This window comes from Sulfurimonas sp. hsl 1-7 (assembly GCF_030577135.1).
In the GTDB taxonomy this organism is placed as follows: domain Bacteria; phylum Campylobacterota; class Campylobacteria; order Campylobacterales; family Sulfurimonadaceae; genus Sulfurimonas; species Sulfurimonas microaerophilus.
On sequence record NZ_JAUIRR010000003.1, the window covers coordinates 208,553 to 226,552 of the forward strand.

At 36.5% G+C, this 18,000-nt stretch carries 24 protein-coding genes; 6 read left to right on the forward strand and 18 right to left on the reverse strand.

Annotated elements, in window-relative coordinates; genetic code table 11:
• From QWY88_RS07560 to QWY88_RS07585, 6 genes are all read right to left on the reverse strand, one after another.
• The gene (locus tag QWY88_RS07560) at positions 1 to 561 is read right to left on the reverse strand and encodes a YqiA/YcfP family alpha/beta fold hydrolase (protein ID WP_304545732.1); all 561 of its coding nucleotides are present in this window, start codon (positions 559 to 561) and stop codon (positions 1 to 3) included.
• 14 nt (positions 562 to 575) lie between these two features.
• On the reverse strand, positions 576 to 1,322 hold the full coding sequence (locus tag QWY88_RS07565) for a TIGR01458 family HAD-type hydrolase (protein ID WP_304545734.1): 747 nt from the start codon (positions 1,320 to 1,322) through the stop codon (positions 576 to 578).
• A 59-nt stretch (positions 1,323 to 1,381) separates the two neighbouring features.
• Positions 1,382 to 2,203 carry an AraC family transcriptional regulator gene (locus QWY88_RS07570; protein WP_304545736.1) on the reverse strand — a complete coding sequence of 274 codons (822 nt, stop codon included), beginning with the start codon at positions 2,201 to 2,203 and terminating at the stop codon, positions 1,382 to 1,384.
• A gap of 83 nt (positions 2,204 to 2,286) precedes the next feature.
• Positions 2,287 to 2,574 (reverse strand): helix-hairpin-helix domain-containing protein, encoded by a 288-nt coding sequence (locus tag QWY88_RS07575; protein WP_304545738.1) that lies wholly within the window; start codon positions 2,572 to 2,574, stop codon positions 2,287 to 2,289.
• Between the two features lie 50 nt (positions 2,575 to 2,624).
• The gene (locus tag QWY88_RS07580) at positions 2,625 to 3,161 is read right to left on the reverse strand and encodes a YbhB/YbcL family Raf kinase inhibitor-like protein (protein WP_304545740.1); all 537 of its coding nucleotides are present in this window, start codon (positions 3,159 to 3,161) and stop codon (positions 2,625 to 2,627) included.
• A gap of 34 nt (positions 3,162 to 3,195) precedes the next feature.
• A complete protein-coding gene (locus tag QWY88_RS07585) occupies positions 3,196 to 3,933 on the reverse strand; it encodes a methyltransferase family protein (protein ID WP_304545742.1) in 738 nt (245 codons plus the stop codon).
• Positions 3,934 to 4,048: 115 nt separating this feature from the next.
• Here QWY88_RS07585 and QWY88_RS07590 point away from each other — a divergent pair, with 115 nt between their 5' ends.
• Positions 4,049 to 4,525 carry a hypothetical protein gene (locus tag QWY88_RS07590; RefSeq protein ID WP_304545744.1) on the forward strand — a complete coding sequence of 159 codons (477 nt, stop codon included), beginning with the start codon at positions 4,049 to 4,051 and terminating at the stop codon, positions 4,523 to 4,525.
• Between the two features lie 10 nt (positions 4,526 to 4,535).
• Here the strand turns inward: QWY88_RS07590 and QWY88_RS07595 are convergent, their stop codons facing one another.
• The 5 genes from QWY88_RS07595 to QWY88_RS07615 form a co-directional block, all read right to left on the reverse strand.
• A complete protein-coding gene (locus QWY88_RS07595; RefSeq protein WP_304545746.1) occupies positions 4,536 to 5,171 on the reverse strand; it encodes a uracil-DNA glycosylase family protein in 636 nt (211 codons plus the stop codon).
• Between the two features lie 17 nt (positions 5,172 to 5,188).
• Positions 5,189 to 6,295 carry a GGDEF domain-containing protein gene (locus QWY88_RS07600; RefSeq protein ID WP_304545748.1) on the reverse strand — a complete coding sequence of 369 codons (1,107 nt, stop codon included), beginning with the start codon at positions 6,293 to 6,295 and terminating at the stop codon, positions 5,189 to 5,191.
• Between the two features lie 69 nt (positions 6,296 to 6,364).
• Complete coding sequence (locus QWY88_RS07605) at positions 6,365 to 7,180, reverse strand: GNAT family N-acetyltransferase (RefSeq protein WP_304545749.1); 816 nt, start codon at positions 7,178 to 7,180, stop codon at positions 6,365 to 6,367.
• 99 nt (positions 7,181 to 7,279) lie between these two features.
• Positions 7,280 to 7,852, reverse strand: coding sequence for a transglutaminase-like domain-containing protein (locus QWY88_RS07610; protein ID WP_304545751.1), 573 nt, complete (start codon positions 7,850 to 7,852; stop codon positions 7,280 to 7,282).
• 4 nt (positions 7,853 to 7,856) lie between these two features.
• A complete protein-coding gene (locus QWY88_RS07615) occupies positions 7,857 to 8,456 on the reverse strand; it encodes a hypothetical protein (protein WP_304545753.1) in 600 nt (199 codons plus the stop codon).
• An 85-nt stretch (positions 8,457 to 8,541) separates the two neighbouring features.
• Between QWY88_RS07615 and QWY88_RS07620 the strand changes: the two genes are divergently transcribed.
• Complete coding sequence (locus tag QWY88_RS07620) at positions 8,542 to 9,561, forward strand: aldo/keto reductase (protein WP_304545755.1); 1,020 nt, start codon at positions 8,542 to 8,544, stop codon at positions 9,559 to 9,561.
• A 7-nt stretch (positions 9,562 to 9,568) separates the two neighbouring features.
• Here QWY88_RS07620 and QWY88_RS07625 read toward each other — a convergent pair whose 3' ends face one another.
• Positions 9,569 to 9,988, reverse strand: coding sequence for a MarR family winged helix-turn-helix transcriptional regulator (locus QWY88_RS07625; protein WP_304545756.1), 420 nt, complete (start codon positions 9,986 to 9,988; stop codon positions 9,569 to 9,571).
• Positions 9,989 to 10,066: 78 nt separating this feature from the next.
• Between QWY88_RS07625 and QWY88_RS07630 the strand changes: the two genes are divergently transcribed.
• Entirely contained in the window at positions 10,067 to 10,777 is a 711-nt protein-coding gene (locus tag QWY88_RS07630; RefSeq protein WP_304545757.1) for an SDR family NAD(P)-dependent oxidoreductase, read from the forward strand.
• Here QWY88_RS07630 and QWY88_RS07635 read toward each other — a convergent pair.
• The 4 genes from QWY88_RS07635 to QWY88_RS07650 form a co-directional block, all read right to left on the reverse strand.
• Positions 10,769 to 11,218, reverse strand: coding sequence for a hypothetical protein (locus tag QWY88_RS07635; protein WP_304545758.1), 450 nt, complete (start codon positions 11,216 to 11,218; stop codon positions 10,769 to 10,771). The genes QWY88_RS07630 and QWY88_RS07635 overlap by 9 nt on opposite strands.
• 79 nt (positions 11,219 to 11,297) lie before the next feature.
• A complete protein-coding gene (locus QWY88_RS07640) occupies positions 11,298 to 11,912 on the reverse strand; it encodes a fumarylacetoacetate hydrolase family protein (protein WP_304545760.1) in 615 nt (204 codons plus the stop codon).
• 36 nt (positions 11,913 to 11,948) lie between these two features.
• Positions 11,949 to 13,064: a methyl-accepting chemotaxis protein gene (locus tag QWY88_RS07645; RefSeq protein ID WP_304545762.1), complete on the reverse strand. Its 1,116-nt coding sequence runs from the start codon at positions 13,062 to 13,064 to the stop codon at positions 11,949 to 11,951.
• A 10-nt stretch (positions 13,065 to 13,074) separates the two neighbouring features.
• A complete protein-coding gene (locus QWY88_RS07650; RefSeq protein ID WP_304545764.1) occupies positions 13,075 to 13,458 on the reverse strand; it encodes a PAS domain-containing protein in 384 nt (127 codons plus the stop codon).
• Positions 13,459 to 13,765: 307 nt separating this feature from the next.
• On the opposite strand from QWY88_RS07650, the gene QWY88_RS07655 reads away from it, so the two are divergent.
• Positions 13,766 to 14,491, forward strand: coding sequence for a PAS domain-containing protein (locus QWY88_RS07655; RefSeq protein ID WP_304545766.1), 726 nt, complete (start codon positions 13,766 to 13,768; stop codon positions 14,489 to 14,491).
• Here the strand turns inward: QWY88_RS07655 and QWY88_RS07660 are convergent.
• The gene (locus QWY88_RS07660; protein WP_304545768.1) at positions 14,488 to 14,940 is read right to left on the reverse strand and encodes a threonine/serine exporter family protein; all 453 of its coding nucleotides are present in this window, start codon (positions 14,938 to 14,940) and stop codon (positions 14,488 to 14,490) included. The two genes, QWY88_RS07655 and QWY88_RS07660, sit on opposite strands and share 4 nt — an antisense overlap.
• Positions 14,937 to 15,698, reverse strand: a complete 762-nt coding sequence (locus QWY88_RS07665; protein ID WP_304545770.1) for a threonine/serine exporter family protein — start codon at positions 15,696 to 15,698, stop codon at positions 14,937 to 14,939. Before QWY88_RS07665 ends, QWY88_RS07660 begins: the two co-directional genes overlap by 4 nt.
• A gap of 129 nt (positions 15,699 to 15,827) precedes the next feature.
• Here QWY88_RS07665 and QWY88_RS07670 point away from each other — a divergent pair, with 129 nt between their 5' ends.
• Together QWY88_RS07670 and QWY88_RS07675 are read left to right on the forward strand one after the other, a co-directional pair.
• The gene (locus QWY88_RS07670; RefSeq protein ID WP_304545772.1) at positions 15,828 to 16,343 is read left to right on the forward strand and encodes a 2'-5' RNA ligase family protein; all 516 of its coding nucleotides are present in this window, start codon (positions 15,828 to 15,830) and stop codon (positions 16,341 to 16,343) included.
• A 55-nt stretch (positions 16,344 to 16,398) separates the two neighbouring features.
• Positions 16,399 to 17,988 carry a methyl-accepting chemotaxis protein gene (locus tag QWY88_RS07675; protein ID WP_304545773.1) on the forward strand — a complete coding sequence of 530 codons (1,590 nt, stop codon included), beginning with the start codon at positions 16,399 to 16,401 and terminating at the stop codon, positions 17,986 to 17,988.
• Positions 17,989 to 18,000 lie beyond the last annotated feature (12 nt).

Sequence of the window (18,000 nt, forward strand, 5' to 3'; positions counted from 1 at the left end):
CTACTCTCTTATAAACTCCAAAATAGTTTCAAAATGTCTGTCAATATCTAAAAAGCCGTGATCACCGCCATCTTCGATGATCATCTTTGCTCCTGAGAGTTTTTGTTCAGCCTCTTTATAGTCCAACACCTCATCCCCTTTTCTTGCCAGAAGAAAATAGTTCTCTTTGTTGTTCACCTCTACGCTGAATTTTTTCAAACTCTCAACCTGCTCTTCGTCCCAGCTAAACGAACAGTTGCCGTTATAAAAACTTGCATTGTTTCCCAGCACTTTTTTAAGTGTTACATAGGGTTTGATCGAAGGGTTGATGAGAACTGCTTTGAGGTTGTACTTTTCACTCAGATAGATCGTATAGTAGCCGCCAAGCGATGAGCCCATTAAAGTGATCTCCTCATCTTTGCACACCTCTATAATCTCCTCTAAAGTTGAGATCGCAAGTTCCGGGATAAACGAAAGTGAAGGTGCTAAGAACTTTTCACCTTTACTTCTAAAATACTCTCTAAACAATCTGGACTTACCGCCCTGCCCGCTGCTTCCAAAACCGTGTATATACAAAATCATTCTGCTCAATCCTTTTATAAACTTGCTATCGAATCTAAAATCAGATCAGGAATTATACCTTTTTGCAGATCAGACTCATGAAACTTACCTGTTCTCACAAGTGCTGCTTGCAAGCCCGCATTTTGTGCACCGTGTATATCACCCTCGATGTCATCGCCGATCATTATACATTCAGACGGATTTACCCCTAAAGATTGGCAGGCAAGTTCATAAAACTCTTTGGACGGCTTGCCTAACACCTCTGCTTTTTGCCCGCTGGCATACTCCAAAGCACTCACAAAACACCCAGCATCCATACTCAGTTCATTATCACTATCTTTAAAATAGCGATTGTTTGCCACAGCTACAAGCTTTGCCCCTTTGAGCAAAGTACGAAAAGCATGATTGAGGTTTTCATAGCTGAAGTTGTGTTGCGCATCACCGACAACTACATATTTTTTCTCGTAGTTTTTCAGTGAGTCAAAAAATCCCATTACGTTGTCGGTAAGAAGAAAGTCGGCATTGCTTTTTTGCTCTTCTAAAAACATCTTCGTCATATCGAGTGCCGTTATTACATCTTCTGTATCTATTTCAAACCCAAGTCCGCGCAGTTTTTCTACAACCTGCGGACCTGTTTTTTGTGTCGTATTTGTAAGAAAACGGATCGGATAGTTCTGTTTTATCCTTTTCACGGCTTCAATGGCACCCTCGATCGGCTCATTACCGACATACAATACCCCGCCGATATCGCATAAAATCGCTTTTATATTCTCTGCTAACATCCTTTCCCCTTTATAGAGAAATATGTTTTATTCTAACATATGAACAAATGAATAGATGCTTAAATTATTGGCACATAGATCTCTGTACGAAGATCTTCTTCCTGTAGAGTTGTTGGATCAAGGTTCATATATTTTTGTACTTGTGGTTCATCGCGTAAAGCTATGCCGTTTGTTACAATCCATGTCCCTATCTCTGCAAAAGTCTCCCCAAGCTTTGCATAAGCTCCTTTATGCGTAAATACGGCATATTTTCCCCCTGCAATCTGCTTATGTGCTATCTCGCCTTCAATATTCGGTAATTTTTCTTTAAACTCCACGCAGGCGTCATAGCGTAAATTTTCAGCCTCGATCACATTTGGATTGTCATGAGAGATCCCGTATCTTATTGCTACATCTAAAAAAAGATTATGCTTTGTTATATACTCTACCATCTTTTTCCAAGCTGTGTCTGCGGAACTCATATACTCGCCTCTTGCTCTCACAAAAAGAACATTTATAGGTTCTGTTTCAACTATTTTTGGTGTTACCATTACCGCTCCTTTTTTTATCTCTAGTTTTTTAGCAAACTCCCTTGGAGTAAACCCAAACCGTTTTTTAAACGCTTTTGAAAAAGAGGCGTTAGTTTCATAACCGCTTTCCATAGCTATCTGAGTAATGTTTTTATCCATCTTAAATTTTACAATTGTACTCTGCAGACGAATTTTTCGTATGTAGTCGCCTACATTCTCACCCATGACAGATTTAAAAATTCTATGAAAATGATATTTTGAAAACCCTGCGACAGTCGACAACTCTTCAAGTGTAAGGTTTTCAGCGTAATTTTTTTCAATGAAAAAAACCACTTTATATACACTGCGTATGTAACTCTCCTGAGTTGTCATTGACTCTCCTCTTTTTAAAAGCTAGCGGTATTATAGGAGATATGAAAAACGAAAACTACTCCCCTGTTGCTAAGTTTAAAAGATTAGAATTTCCATCTTTTTTTTCGCTTATCTGTGTATGCCCACCACACTTTCGGCTCGGCACCCTCCATAAAGTCTGTGATTGACATAAAGACATCGAGTACGCACGGATCTTGTCTGGAAGCTTTTTGTTCACACAAAAGATCGTAAAGCTTCTTAGGATCTTTTCCCTTAAGATCATCGGGAGTTTTTATGCCGATAGATTCGAGTTCTTTGGCAATTGAAGTACCGATATTTGGCAAATCGGTTAATTTTTTTGTTTTTTCTCTGACTACTTTTACAGGGTTCATGCCGACTCCATAATATTATAAGTACTTCTCTATAAGCTCCCCTTTTTATTTTAACGGCTGAAATATGCTACAACAGAAGCTTTTGCTATTGTATGTGCATTTACCATATATCCCACAAGCGCAGGTGATGCATCTGCTTTAACTCCCAGTGTGTCTACATCTAAAGCATATATCGTAATTACATACTGATGAGAACCGTGACCTACAGGTGGACATGCACCGCCAAAACCGCTTACACCGTAATCTGTTTTTATTTGAAGTGCACCTTTTGGCATAAGGTCTAAAGCTACATTACCGCTGTTTTGTTTTAAACTTGTTAGATCTTTAGGGATGTCCACAACGATCCAGTGCCACCATCCGCTGCCTGTTGGAGCATCCTTGTCATACATCATGATCGCAAAACTTTTTGTCCCTTTAGGGGCATTTTCCCAGTTCAGTGACGGAGAAATATTTTTTCCCGTACATCCAAAACCGTTAAAAACCTGTGCATTACTCAACTGTCCGCTAAACTCATCGCTATGAAGTGTAAAACCTTCTGCAAATGCGAAAGAAACACTCACTAGTAGCATTAAGATAATTTTTTTCATCGTAACTCCTTATATTTAGTTATTGTATACAAATTTAACTATGAGGTTTTGTAAACGGGATCAAAAAAGGTACTTTTTTCTGGTAATCCCTATACTCATTTCCAAAGGTTTTCACTAAACTTTTCTCTTCTAGATAAAGCCCTATGACGGCATAAACAGTAAAGCCGACACTCATTAAAAGATGCCCGTAACTCATGCTCGGAGTTGCCCAAAGCCCTATGAGTGTTCCAAGCTGTACTGGATGACGGACATATTTATAAAAAAACTTTGTTTGAAAACAGCTCTCTGGTTCGGGAATAGATTTAAAAACCCTATACCCCTGATGGAGTCCGAAAAGCTCAAAATGATCGATCAAAAAGGTAGATATGAAAGCAAAAAACCATCCAAACAAATAAACAGCCGTCAAAAACCAAAAGAAAAAACCTTCGTTAAAATCCCATATTAAAATATCTATAGGGTGCCAAAAATAGATGAGTAAAAACAGACAGATTGCCGAAGCCACCCCGTAAAGTGATGTTTTAAAAGAGTGAGGAAATTTTGCCAGAATCTTTTCTTTGAAAAAATCTCTCGCCATTAATGAGTGTTGCAATCCAAACAGAAGTAACAATCCGACATCAAACATTACTGCATACCATACAGATGAATCGATACCGATATCTATATAGTGAGGGAGAAAACCCCACGGATAGACCCACAAGATCAAAAGAGACAAGGTCGCTATTGAAAAAAGATAGCTAAATATAGAAAAACCAAAAAGTAAATATCGTTTCAAGCAACCACCTTTTAAATATACTATTCACTTACAATAATAACACACTAAGTGTAACAAGTTTATAGGCTTTTAATCACTCTTGCACTACAATGATTGCTCGTAAAAAGGAGTGGCAGTGGATTTTACAAAATTTAAAAAGGCAAAAGTTTTTCAAAGAGGCAGAGGCGGTAGAGATGCTGCACATTTAGCAGACGAAAAACTTTATCATGAACTTTTAGAGCGTCATACAGAGATAGAGCGCACAACCACAGAACTAGAAAATGGGATCGAGACAATTACCCGAATCCCCTCTAAAGATGAAAACCTCATAAAAATACTCCAAGAACATGCCATGGGGATGAAAAAAAGGTTTGATGGTAATCGAGCTATTCGTTCATGGGACCCGCTCTTTATTGAGCTTTTTGATCACAGAGAGCAGATACAAATGAACTCTACTATGCTTGATGACGGGATCAAAGTGACACTCACTGCAGATGATGAGAAGATTTGTGAACTGATAAAACGCCATGATGAAACGCTCCATGCTTTTGTAAACTACGGCTTTAAAGCTGCTAGACACGAAAGCCCTTACCGTCCTATCGAAGATAACTAAAAACGGGTTTTCAACATTTACAAATATGTCTATACTGCTCTAGTCGTATCTCGTTTTTCTTCGGGTCTTTTCTGATTGCCTCAGGCAAACCTCTTGCCCAAGATGGCGAAGGGGAGTAAAGAATTGTGAGTTCAAGCATCTTATTATCTAATTCAATTTTTTGCATTTCTCGAGAGCGCAAGTCAAACTTAGTCTTTGTTGCTTTTTGAAAAAGTTCGGCTACAAAACGTCCTGAGAAAAAAAGGCGAATCATTTTGTGTTTGTTCTGTTTTAGAAGTGTCAATACATCGAGCAGAACAATGTTGTAAAGATCACCGTCACTTGCCCCACACCCTTTTGCACGGCTGCACTCTTCGATCGTATCGAAAATCCCAATCTCATTTTCTAAGAAAAAGTTTTGTCTCTCCTCTTTTGTGCTTAACGGCTGTTCACATTTACAACTCTGTTCCAGTATGTTCCAAAAGGCATTATATCGACTGCCGTAATACCAATCTACATCCCCTTCCTGGAACTCTTTTTTTGCAAAACGAGCAGGAGGAGTATTACCGACGATCAGTGTTTTTGCCTCTGCAATGTTGAAAGGCTCATATGGGTGTTTAGTATGACAGAATGTATGGACTTCACTTTTTCTATAAACTTTTTGCATCTCTATTTAAAACACTTTTAACTTTTATATACACAAATACGGTTTCTTCCGCTTCTTTTGGCTTCATACAATGCTTCATCTGCATTTTTAAATAGTTCTTCAAAACTGTTAATCTCTTTAGAGATATAACTAATGCCGAAGCTAGATGTAACCTTGATCTCTTTTTCTTCATAAAAGACGGTTTGTTCTTCAATGGCTTTACGAAATCTCTCAACTATTTTCAAAACGTTATCTTCATTTGTATTTGTAAAAACAATACAAAACTCTTCACCACCTATTCTTCCAATCAAGTCCGTTTCTCTAAAATTTTCCTTTGCTAATTTAGCGATCATTTGTAAAACTTTGTCACCCGCATCATGTCCGTAAGTATCGTTTACTTTTTTAAAAAAATCTACATCAAACATCGTTAAGCCCAGAAAACTGTTTTGACTCTTGACTATATCAAAATGGTAAGCCATCTGTTCATTTACAAAACGGCGGTTATAAAGATTTGTCAGAGGGTCTATGTGTGCCAAATGTTTCAACTTGTTATTCATAATAGAGATGTTTTTGAGTTGTTTGTCACTCTCATGGGTAAAAGTTCCAAACATCAAAATTGCCGTCACAAAAATAAGAAAACTACTAAAATATGAGATAATACTTACATACTCTCCATCAAGCGTAATTAAAGCAGGATAGTTTGCAAACCAGATCTCCAAAAATATCCATAACGGTATCCCCGCAAATGTGAACAACCACTTTTTCTTTCCTATCTCATCTCTGAAAAAGATCAAAGACATACCGACACCCGGCACTAAATAGTACTGAAAATAAAACTCTTTACCAAATACGATAGCTAAAAAACAAATAGATATATAGGCAAAAGTAAGAAAAACGATCCGTGAGGCAATATACTGTTTTTTGTAGTTTAAATAATAGGGAACCAACATAACAAGACTGACTCCGACAAGTACGATCGAGAGATAGTGGGTTTTGTTTATAAAGAGATCAAAGAGAATCATACTCAGTATAAATGTAAAATTTGAAAGCGAAATGATGTTTACAAGTTTTATCTTTCCAGATAACCACGAATCTGTTTCTTGGTCTATTCCAACTTCAATAATTTTTTTTATGTTTTGTTTCATTGTTTAGCTAATTACCTGTTGAGTTTTTTTCTTTTGAAAATGGAATATACCATAATTTGACACGTGTGTTTAATCTAAGTCTTCAACCCTACTTACCAAACCCCACTCAAAAGCCTGTTCTTGATCTTTAAAAATAGCCATTGCCGTATTCATTTTGGCAAATCCTAGTCTTGTATAAAAAGGTTCCTTCCCCGGATAAGCATATAAAATAATTTTCTTATGCCCTTCACTCAGTTTTAACAGTTTATTTACAACTGCTTTTCCCAATCCTTTACCCTGATACTCTGGATCTACTGCTACATCACAGATATATGAGGCATCAATTCCATCGGCAAGTGCTCGGCCTACTGCTATAAGCATACCGTTTTCATACAAAAAACATTTATAACGGCTATTTGAAAAAACAGTTTTTAAATCATCAGGCTTTTTCTCACCAAGCGGTGCTATTTTATACAGATATGAAAGCTCATGAAAATCTACATCGTCAATTTCATACTTCCATCTTCTTTCGTATTCTGAGAGTTTACTAAGCAGTTGTACTTCAAAATATTGCGATAAAATCTTCTCTTGAGCTTTTATTTCATCTTGTAAAGGGCTTTGTTTATCGATCAAAAAGATTATTCGCTCACAAGAACTTTTCTGAACTTTCGGAATAAACTCCTCTATTAACCACGTAGTATCCTCTGTAGTATTTTCAAACCCCTTTGCAGTATCTGTAATCCAGGTATCTGCACTATACTCTTCAAGCAGTTTTAGTCCAAACTCCAAAGGTTTTTTATATTCATCTCCCTGACAAAATCCTTGCCAAATACAAAACACTCCATTATACTCTTTAAGATATTCTACTTTACAAAATTGTGTTTGATAAATATTCTTAAGTTTCATAGGTAGCCTTTTTCTTTTTTGAAAAATATTTTAACTCAATCCTTCATAGAATGTCATTAACATTTGTTAATAAAAAAGATTCTTGTTTGTGAATATATTTTACCCTTTAATATCCGGAAAATTATGAATCATCTCATCATAAGTTTTATACTTCTGCAAAGCCTCGATCACAACATCGAGAGGCTCATCATAGATCTCGTCCATATCGTACTCGTGAGGTTGTACTTCAAATGCCAACTGCTCTTTTGGCGGAATAAACTGTGCATCTACACCCTCTTTATTTCCCCGTGCATCGACTCTGTACCAGCCGTACTTTTTCAAGTATATAGCATTGAGCCCGTGAAGACAATAGATATCTGGCACATATTCAGAGCATGAAAGTCTTTGGTAGCAAAACCCCGTAGGGATTCCGTTTGCCCGTAAAAGTGCTGCAAGTAAAATGCTCTTTGCATAACACCAGCCCGTTTTGTATTTTAAAACGTCACTTGCTTTATATGTTGTAACCTCATCTTTATAGTCCCCGCTATGATGGATCTCATCTCGTACATATAAAAAACAGGCTTTTGCAATCTCCTCATCCTCTGTTAAACCTTGAGAAAGTTCTTGTGCCAGTGCTTTTACGCTTGGTTCTGAGAAATCAACATACTCACTCTCTTTTAAAAACTTTTCCATATCGTTAGTGATTGATGATATCTAGTTTAACAAACAGCTGTGAGTTCTCTTCGAAGATCTCCAAATTTGTATCTATTGGAAATTTTTGTTCAGCAAGTACCCCTTCTACAGAATGCAATACATGGACAAAAGTTTCAAACATCGGAGCTACGATATAATCAAGATTATCTTTTTTTACAAGCTCCGCCAATCTCTCTATAACACAGTAATATACAGCCTTATTAATCGAGCGTTGTATGAGATAGTCATGCATTATACGGATATTATTCTCTAACACTTCCCTTTCAATAGAGTTCAGTGTCAGGTTTTCACGTGCGCGCTCAAGCTCCTCATCTACCTCATCTTCAATAGTGTGCTCCTGATGATCTACCAACTGCTGATAATTTTTACAACATTTTTTGATCTCATCTTCAAGCTGATCGTTAGATAAACGGGGACTGCTCATGTTATAAATATATTTTCTATCCTCATAATATTCATGGTCTATTGCCTTTATAAACTGTACGGCAATGTTTAAATATACAAATTTATCCTCTTTGTTTCTGTCGAAAGTGATCCCCGTATGAGAGATCAACGGTTTTGGTCCAATATATTTGATGTGCATATACGCCCTTTCTTAGTAACTGTTTCTAACGTACTATATTTGATATAATAATCAAAAAATAAAAAATATCCAAAGGAAAATAATAATGGAATATAGATATATTGGGAAAAGCGGTCTAAGAGTAAGTCCTATATGTATGGGTACCATGACTTTCGGTACTCAAACACCCGATGAAAAAGTAGCCTTTGAGATCATGGATAAAGCGTATGATCGAGGCGTAAACTTTTTTGATACTGCAGAACTTTATCCTATCCCGCCAAATGCAAAACTAGCAGGTCTTACAGAGGAGATTGTCGGACGCTGGCTCAAAACAAAACCGCGTGAAAGTATCATACTCGCTTCAAAAGTAGCAGGAGCTGCAAATGGATGGTATACGCCACCTGTTCGTCACGGACTTACTGCAATTGACAGTTTTCATATTGAACGTGGGATTGAGGGGAGTTTAAAAAGACTCGGAACTGATTACATCGATCTCTACCAAATGCACTGGCCCGATACTGTTGTGCCTATCGAAGAGAGTCTAAAAGCATTTGATCGTCTTGTAACAGCGGGAAAAGTTCGCTACATCGGGACATCGAACGATACAGCTTACGGCACGACAAAAGCACTTATGACATCGGAGCATAAAGGGTATGCAAGATTTCAATCGGTCCAAAACAACTTTTCACTTTTAAACCGCCGTTTCTTGGATGAACTTGCAACCGTTGCACGTAAAGAGCAGATCTCGCTTTTATCTTATTCACCTCTTGCAGGCGGAGTACTAAGCGGTAAATACAATCAAGGTGGTGATGTTCACGGAAGATTTGCAAACTATGTAAAATCTCCAAATTCAAGACTCAGAACTATGGCACATCGCTTTTTAAATGACAAAACACTTGCTTCAACGCAAAAATATCTGAAAATTGCGGCAGACTTTGACCTACATCCGGTCACTCTTGCAACGGCTTGGTCAAAACAGTTTGACTTTGTGGCATCTACGATCATCGGTGCAACTACACCTGAGCAATTAGACCCTGCGCTAGATGCGATGGATATTATATTAAACGATGAGATACTTGCAGCGTGTGATGCGGTACACAATGAGATTCTTTACCCTATGGGGTAAGTTCTCATCACAATAAAGAGTTTAGCGAGGCATAAATTTTTGCTTGGTTACTCTTGTAGTTTTCCAGTTCCTCTTTACCTATAAGTTCACTCAAACCATTCTCGATCTCTTCTATGATCTTATTTGCCTCTTGCATCAGCTCTTCACTTTTTGAAGTAAAAGAGATCATTTTCTCTTTTTGATTCTCCAACTTATGAGTAATATATCCAAGCTCTTCAAGTTTTTTGATGTTTTTGTGCATCGCTTGTCTTGAATAGCCTACTTGGCGTGAGAGTTCCGAGCTCGAGATCTTTTGTGCTTGATCGATGTACGGAAAAAGTGTAATCAAAGCTTCGCTAAGCCCATCAAAGCCCTTTTCCTGCAACCTTTGCAAGATCACCTTGTTAAAAATTTTTCCTGTTTCTAATGATAAAAAGCATAAAGACATTGTAAACCTAGTTGACATAATTTATATTTTATTCTATACTTTCAAAGCTTAACACGAAATGACAAAGAGGAAAATAAAATGGATTTAACAAATAAAACAGCCTTAGTTACAGGTGCAAATGGTGGTTTAGGAAAAGCTATCGTAAAAGCTTTATTAGACAACAACGTAGCAAAGGTTTATTACGGAGTAAGAGATTTACAAAGTAACCATTTTTTAGAAGAGTTATCAGATAGAATTTCAGTTATTCAATTAGACTTGAGCGATCATGCAATGTTAGAAGAGAACTTGGCATCTGTTGAAAAGATTGATCTGCTTATTAACAATGCAGGTGTTAACAGCGGTAAAACAATCTTTGAAAACGATAACAGCGATTTTACGGTCAATGTTCAAGGGACATTAAAAGTAACACAACTTTTAGCGGACAAGATCAATGAAAACGGTGCTATCGTAAACATTACATCTATTTTAGCACTATGTAATTTCCCTATTATGGGGCTTTACTCTGCTTCTAAAAGTGCATTGCATTCATTAACACAAGCACTTAGAGGACATATGCGTTTAAAAGGGATAAGTGTTTTAGAAGTATTACCTGGACCGATAGATACTAAAATGACACCGGATGAAGGTATGCCTAAAGCCTCACCTGCTTCTATCGCTGAGGAGATCATCTCGGCACTTGCAGCAGATCAAGAGGAGATCTATCCTGACGAGTTTGCTAAAATGATCAAAGAGGGACTTACTCACGATCCAAAAGGTGTTGAACAGCAGTTTGCACAGTATTTAGGCTAAATTTACAAAACGTTTATTTTCAAGGGAGATCTTTTCAAGCTTTTCTAAACTCCCTTGATCTAAAACCATTTTTTTAGTTTTTTGTGCAAATGAGATGAGATGCTCATATGAGCTTAGATCAACACTTTTTCCAAACAAAGCAGCATCGGAGATATGTGAAACGATATCGTTATGCTCTATCTCATCAAAATGCTTCATAATATTTTGCGCCATAATGTGACTTAGATGTTCACCGTGTTTTAGAGATTTTAAAACTTTCTTCTGTGCAGCATCTTTTTCAAGACCTCTTTCATGAAGTGCTTCAATACTCATGCTCGCTAAAGATTCAGAACTTTTTCTACTCTCGGAGATTTCACTTGTTACTCTTACCTCAACCGGCAGAGCATAAGCGAAAGTGATATTTGTTAGTAATACTGTAAAAATTATTATTTTTTTATTCATATCTTTGTTTCCTGTTTCATAAAGGTATGCAACAAGTGTAGTCGATCAAAGATAATGAAATAGAAACAAAATGGTGACTTTAAAGGCTTTTAACTCTCCAAAAAGATTCTACCAACACCTTATCTTTGTAGTAAACCACACCTTTAAAGAGATCCCCTACTTCGTAATTACCGACCCCTTTTGGTGTACCGCTCATAATTATATCGCCGTCTTCTAAGCTCATGAAACTATCGATCTCTTCGATCATCACGTCTGGTTTGTAGATCATAAGATCATATGTTGCCTCTTGACGCAGTTCATCATTTATATAAAGCTCAAAACGGAGTTGTCTCACATCCCCTCTAAACTCTACAAAATGTCCAAGAACGCACGAGCCGTCAAACGCTTTTGCACGCTCCCACGGCAGCCCTTTCTCTTTCATCTTGTTTTGAATATCCGCCTTTGTAAGGTCAAGTCCAAAACCGATTCCGGATATCTGTTTGCTCTCGATCAAAAAACAGATCTCCCCTTCAAACCGGGTATCTTCACTAAAATAGTAAAGCTCTTTTGAAAGTGCAGAATGGGGCTTGTTAAAAACCACCATAGATTCAGGAATCTCATTGCCAAGTTCATAGATATGTTCAACATAGTTACGCCCTATGCACACTATCTTGCTTGGAATTATCTCTTTGTTTTCAAATTTTATCGTTTTCATAAAGTTATTTTACAACAATTTGAGAACGCTTTGTTTTTAATCATTCAATTTATTTAAAATATCGATAATCTCATCCATTTTATTGCTAACACCGTTAATATCGTCAGAGATGCTGTTAACATCGTCAGCATTTTTATTTAAAGAATCTGAACTATCAGAAATTGACTGAATAAGAACATTTGTAGTTGCCGTAGTTTCGGCTAAACTTTTTTGCGTGCGCTCTGCAAGTTTTCTTACCTCATCGGCAACGACTGCAAAACCTCTACCGTGTTCACCTGCACGTGCAGCTTCGATCGCAGCGTTTAATGCAAGTAGATTTGTCTGTTCTGCTATATCACCTATAGTCTCTAAAATAACTTTTGTTTCATTGGCATTTTGCACGAGTTCTTGTAAAGCACCCACCATCTCGTTCTCTTTTTGAGAAACATTATGAATCCTTTCCACAATATCGTGAATCATGTTTTTAAAGTCTACTATAGTTGTATTAGTAATGTTTTCAATCGTACTGTTTAAGGTATTTGCCGATTCTATAATCTGTTTGTTAGAATCCTCATTTTTTTGCTGCATAGTCTCCAGCGCTTCCCCTAAAGAGTTCACATTGTTTAAAAGCTCGGCCATTTTTGCTTCAACATGCACTTCACTGCGGGCTTGAAAACTTCCTCGCGAAAACTGTTTGAGTGTATTTATCGCATTATCTAAGTTTTGCTCTGAAGCATCCAGCATATTATTCATACTGTTTCTAAGCACGTGTACATACGGAGTATCAGTATCTGCATCTATACGACATGAATAATGTCCTTTTGCAACTTTATCGGCAAGTAAAACCATCTCTCCTGCAACCCTTGTATCTTTCAGAACTGCATTTTGATATCTTTTTATGATTTTATTGAAGTTTTGTTCCGCTTTATGCATTGCATTTTCATTAATATCAACCTGATTTCTTTTAAACTCCATCAGTTCTAACAACTCTAAGCGTTTGTTTTCGAGTATATCATTTGAACTATTACTTCTCTGCCAATAGAGGGCAATAACTAAAATAAAAGTCACAACCGTTAAAACCGCTTGAATGATGTTTGACTCAACAAAGAATAAAGAGCCTAGTGTAAGTATAAACATTACTGTTATAGCTATATTTTTTTGCATACTATTCATCTAAATATCCTTAATCCAATGTCTTATAAAGTTTTTCGGCAGCTTCTATCTCTGCTTCTGAGGGTTTTCTTCTACAAGACATATAGAGTGTTTTCTTTGTAGCAGGGTCCTTCATTGGATAGACAGTTGCAAAAACCCAATAATAACCGCCATCTTTTGTTTTGTTTTTTACATAACCTGTCCATACTTCTCCTCGTTGAACGGTTCTCCATAAATCTTTAAACGCAGCCTTAGGCATATCGGGATGTCGAACAATGTTATGATTTTTACCTACAAGCTCTTCAAGTGTATAACCGGCTATTTTACAAAAGTCATCATTCGCAAATAATATGATCCCCTTTTCATCTGTCTGGGAAACCAAAAAGTCATCGCTTTTTAATACATATTCACCCATTTATACTCCTTATCTATTCTCTATCATAGTTTTTAGGTTAACAACTTTATCTTCTAAAATTCTTGATTTAGATCAAGAAAAAGAAATCTACTGTTTTATTCAGTTAACACACAGAAAATAATATTTTAGGCATTATAAAGGATCTATTTAAAAATATGTTCCAAAGAACTTCCAAATAAAAAAGGTTCACACAAAAAGCCCTATAATTTAGGGGTTTTAAGCACTATTAGTTACTATTTCATATATTACAAAAAAGTGATAGACACTTCTTGGACACTTTTAGAAACTTTTGTGTTACAATCACTTTATGAAAGAAAGAAACTTTATAAAACTTGCTCAAAACTGTTATTGGGACCCGCATCAGGAAGTTGTTTATCTTGATCGTGTTGTAATACCTCTATCTGAAAATAAAACACGTTGTTTAAAGTTATTCATCTACTATAGGGGTAAACCGCTTAAAGACATAGAGATATTTGACTTTGTATTTAAAGATGACTCAAAAGAGTTTACAAACAAAGCTATCCGTTCTCTTATTAGTAATTTAAGAAATAAACTACCTTGTCTCAATATTATTAATCACTATGGGGGATTTTACTCTTTAGAAAAATATAGAGAACCGACTCCAGATTTCCAAGAGTACCTTTTAGATATTCTCGATCAAGCGAAAAACGGTATTACTATTACCGACCCAAATCAACCCGATAATCCCATTATTTACGTAAATGAAGCTTTTGCAAGTATGTTTGGATACTCCCCTGAAGAGGTTATAGGGAAAAACTGCAGGTTTTTACAAGGTGAGGACAGAGATCAGAGTGCTCGAGATGAGATCAAAGAAGCTCTTAGAAACCAAAAAGAAGTAGTTGCAGTTTTACGTAACTATCATAAAAACGGGAATCTGATCTATAATGAAGTGCAAATATCCCCTATTTTCGATAAACACACTTTAGAACTCAAATACTTTTTAGGGATTCAAAAAGATATAACTGAACTCCATACCTTAATGTTGAAACTAAAAAAAGAATCCGATTATTAAAGTATTTTAAATCTATATTTACTAATGAACTGTGTAGGCAGTACAATTCCAATGGTAATAGCACCAAACATCAGCCATGTTCTGAGTCCATAATGCATAGTTTGAATAATGACCTCCTGATTGGTAATTTGATGGGTAGATATCTGTATGAATCCCATCATCGCTTTATAGGCATTGATTGTAGGGACTAGGACTATTGAGCTGCTAATTGCATAGACTAAAACAGGAACACTTTGTTTGTTAGAGAAATATATACCTACAGAGCCTATGAAAAATGCTGCCACAAAAGTTGAAAACTCTAAACTATATCCATAAAACAACATATATTTTCTAATAAATACAGCTCCAATCCCAAGAACAACGATAGGGATTAATGAACGTTTGGGAGCATTGAAAAGAATTGCAAAAGACAATGAAACAAACAAACCGATGATAATATCAAGTATCATAGAAATTTCTCCACACCTAAAATATTTAACGCCAAAGATATCCCTATCGCTATAGCAGATGAAATTATCACTCCTCTTAATCCTCTTATAAGCCCCGTTGTATAGTGTCGTTTAGTAAGGTCGTTTACTGAATTTATAAACGCAACACTCGGAACTAAAAATAGTATTGATGATGAGATTGCAATATGCGATATATCATTATGAAGAGTTAAAAAACCGGAAATTATTGTCGTGACAAAAGAGACGACAATGATAACAACGAAAGGATTAAAATATCGTTTTAACAAAAAACCGTTGAGATAAAACCCTAGATATGAAGCTATAAAAGTACTAATAAAGATATAAAGGTCACCGCCAAAAAGTAAACTGAATGAACCACACCCGATACCAGCCATGATATTTCGCAGGTAATATGGGTACATAGGGCTTAAACTATTTTCCTCTTTGAGTTGATTGATAAACTCTGCAATATTGGTTGTTGGGTTTATCTTTTCAACCATAGATTCTACTTTATCCAGTGCAGAGAAGTTTACGTCTTGTCTCTCTGCTTTTTGCAGCTTAGTATTGTAAACCTTTCCGTTAGATGGTAAACTAAGTAAAATCACATTTGGAAGAATAAGTATTTCAAGGTCTTGATACTCTAAGTTCGATGCAGCTTTTTTAATACTTCTTTCAACAAGGTCAGTCTCTGCACCGTGTTGTAAAAGCAGCTTCCCTATTTGCGACAACAGATCGATAATTTGTTTTTCATTATTCATTTGTTTCGTGCCTTTTATGAAGGTGATATTATACTTGATCTTTTATATTTTGTAGAATATTAAAAAAAAAGAATCAGAGTAATTTTTTGCTATAATGGGTCAATAAACTATCTCGAAAGTGCAAAGGGTATGAAACCTCTATTTTTAGCTTTAAAAGCCAAACTATACGACTATGACAAAATACAGTCCGATTTTTCAGGGCTTCTAAAAGGGAGATGGGTAGCGGAGGAAAATCTGCATATTACGCTCAACTATTTCGGAAATAAGTTCACCATAGAAGAGCTCCTTGAAAAGCTGCCGCCGTTAATTACCCCCGTACCGGAACTACATTTGTCAGGTTTGGGCTATTTTGAAAAAAATAAAATATTATATATAAAAAGCGAAGTGATGGGACTCGCGAGTTTGAGCGAGGCTATCGCTAAAGAATTCTCGCTGCCACAGACAAAAGAGTTTATACCCCATGTCACCCTTATGAGAGTGAAAAGTATTACAGATATAGAGGGTTTTAAACAGATGGTCGCGAGTTATAAAGATGAAGAACTCGGCAGCATTTCAACAACACCGGAGTTAATGCAAAGTGAGATACGCCATCCTGGCGGTGCCGTATATACCTCGCTTCAAAGTTTTTCAATGGCCGCAACATAGATGCAACACTTATGTGCAAAAATACTTAATGTAAAAATCATAAAAGGAAATATAAATGTTTATTATCAACTCTCTTAGAACCATTAAAGGCAAATATATCTTCAATCTCTTTGCCTCCGTCATAGCTATCTTTATAAGTGTCGTTGTAGCTTATTTTATTGCTATGGGGTCGATCAAAACGATCATGAACAATGACATCAATACTATAGCCGATTCGCTAGAGCAAATGATGCATCATATATCACAAGTCGACTCTGAAGCCTACAAACACAAAAATTTCAAAGATGCCGTACATAACATCAGTATCGGGAAAAGCGGATACGTGTATATGATAGATGAGGAAGGGAAACTTATAGTACATCCGAAAAAAGAGGGAAAATCACTCAAAGGTGAAGATTATGTTGATCATATCAGAAACGATAAAAAAGGGGGCATTTTTGAATATGTATCGGCAACAACGGGTCAGGAGAAAATTGTGGGGTATCGCTATCTTCCAGAATGGGGTCTATGGGTCATTCCAGGTGTTAACAAAGCTGACTACTACGACGATCTAAAAAATACTTTCTTTTTATGGTTTGCTATCCTGGGTTCAATACTCGTAGGAATTTTGATCGCGATTAACTACTCTACGGGTATCACTATTCTCAAGCCTATAGACAGACTCAGCGAGGTTTCTCACGATCTCGCCGATGGTGAGGGGGATCTTACAAAACGTCTTCCGATTCAAAATAAATATGATGAGATAGGGATCGCAAGCAATTTCCTTAACCGTTTTATAGAAAAAATTCAAGACACGATTGCAGGGACAAAACATATAACAAAAGAGACTGTAGGTCTTACAAATACTCTAAAAAATGCAGCTCACACACTTACAGAACAACTCAACAAATCAGATACTTTAGCGATCGATACAAACACAACCGCATCCAACATAGCTTCATCATTAGATGAAACCATACGTCTTGCTGTTGATTCTTTAAATACATCTAAAGAGACGCAAGAAGAACTTACAAGTGTACGTGAGATTGCCGAACATATAGCAACAGATGTTCAAGTCTCAACAGAACTAAGCTCTCAACTCAGTAGCCATTTCGATCAGCTTACTTCTGATGCAAAAAGTATTAACGAAGTGTTATCCATCATCTCTGACATAGCAGATCAGACAAATCTGCTAGCACTCAATGCAGCGATCGAAGCAGCACGTGCCGGTGAACACGGACGTGGATTTGCCGTGGTTGCAGACGAGGTGAGAAAACTTGCAGAACGTACACAAAAAAGTCTAAGCGAGATCAATGCAACCATCAGCATAGTGATTCAGGCAATATCAGATGCTTCGGAAATGATGGTATCAAATGCAAAAGATATAGGAACTCTTTCACAAAGAAGCGAAGAGATTGAAAAACGTATAGATACGGCAATGAATTCACTTGTAGTCAATGTAGATGTAAGCCAACAAAGCCTTCAAAATACAGAAGCAATGACTCAACAAATCAGAGATGTCATAGAAAAAGTTTCACAAATAGCAGATATGTCGAAAGATAATCGTACAGAGGTCAAAACAGTTTCTGAGATATCAGACAATCTTTCCCATGATGCGATCACTCTTGAACAAAAACTTGATTTTTTCAGATGTGATAAAGCATAAAATATTTCAGGA

Bases quoted from the DNA above. Each gene is read 5' to 3' on its own strand.
- QWY88_RS07580 (WP_304545740.1), bottom strand. From the start codon at position 3,161: ATGAAAAAAATTATCTTAATGCTACTAGTGAGTGTTTCTTTCGCATTT.
- QWY88_RS07630 (WP_304545757.1), top strand. From the start codon at position 10,067: ATGGATTTAACAAATAAAACAGCCTTAGTTACAGGTGCAAATGGTGGT.
- QWY88_RS07595 (WP_304545746.1), bottom strand. From the start codon at position 5,171: ATGCAAAAAGTTTATAGAAAAAGTGAAGTCCATACATTCTGTCATACT.
- QWY88_RS07570 (WP_304545736.1), bottom strand. From the start codon at position 2,203: ATGACAACTCAGGAGAGTTACATACGCAGTGTATATAAAGTGGTTTTT.
- QWY88_RS07625 (WP_304545756.1), bottom strand. From the start codon at position 9,988: ATGTCTTTATGCTTTTTATCATTAGAAACAGGAAAAATTTTTAACAAG.
- QWY88_RS07665 (WP_304545770.1), bottom strand. From the start codon at position 15,698: ATGAATAATGAAAAACAAATTATCGATCTGTTGTCGCAAATAGGGAAG.
- QWY88_RS07635 (WP_304545758.1), bottom strand. From the start codon at position 11,218: ATGAATAAAAAAATAATAATTTTTACAGTATTACTAACAAATATCACT.
- QWY88_RS07660 (WP_304545768.1), bottom strand. From the start codon at position 14,940: ATGATACTTGATATTATCATCGGTTTGTTTGTTTCATTGTCTTTTGCA.
- QWY88_RS07610 (WP_304545751.1), bottom strand. From the start codon at position 7,852: ATGGAAAAGTTTTTAAAAGAGAGTGAGTATGTTGATTTCTCAGAACCA.
- QWY88_RS07600 (WP_304545748.1), bottom strand. From the start codon at position 6,295: ATGAAACAAAACATAAAAAAAATTATTGAAGTTGGAATAGACCAAGAA.
- QWY88_RS07575 (WP_304545738.1), bottom strand. From the start codon at position 2,574: ATGAACCCTGTAAAAGTAGTCAGAGAAAAAACAAAAAAATTAACCGAT.
- QWY88_RS07650 (WP_304545764.1), bottom strand. From the start codon at position 13,458: ATGGGTGAATATGTATTAAAAAGCGATGACTTTTTGGTTTCCCAGACA.
- QWY88_RS07645 (WP_304545762.1), bottom strand. From the start codon at position 13,064: ATGAATAGTATGCAAAAAAATATAGCTATAACAGTAATGTTTATACTT.
- QWY88_RS07605 (WP_304545749.1), bottom strand. From the start codon at position 7,180: ATGAAACTTAAGAATATTTATCAAACACAATTTTGTAAAGTAGAATAT.
- QWY88_RS07615 (WP_304545753.1), bottom strand. From the start codon at position 8,456: ATGCACATCAAATATATTGGACCAAAACCGTTGATCTCTCATACGGGG.
- QWY88_RS07640 (WP_304545760.1), bottom strand. From the start codon at position 11,912: ATGAAAACGATAAAATTTGAAAACAAAGAGATAATTCCAAGCAAGATA.
- QWY88_RS07565 (WP_304545734.1), bottom strand. From the start codon at position 1,322: ATGTTAGCAGAGAATATAAAAGCGATTTTATGCGATATCGGCGGGGTA.
- QWY88_RS07670 (WP_304545772.1), top strand. From the start codon at position 15,828: ATGAAACCTCTATTTTTAGCTTTAAAAGCCAAACTATACGACTATGAC.
- QWY88_RS07560 (WP_304545732.1), bottom strand. From the start codon at position 561: ATGATTTTGTATATACACGGTTTTGGAAGCAGCGGGCAGGGCGGTAAG.
- QWY88_RS07675 (WP_304545773.1), top strand. From the start codon at position 16,399: ATGTTTATTATCAACTCTCTTAGAACCATTAAAGGCAAATATATCTTC.
- QWY88_RS07655 (WP_304545766.1), top strand. From the start codon at position 13,766: ATGAAAGAAAGAAACTTTATAAAACTTGCTCAAAACTGTTATTGGGAC.
- QWY88_RS07620 (WP_304545755.1), top strand. From the start codon at position 8,542: ATGGAATATAGATATATTGGGAAAAGCGGTCTAAGAGTAAGTCCTATA.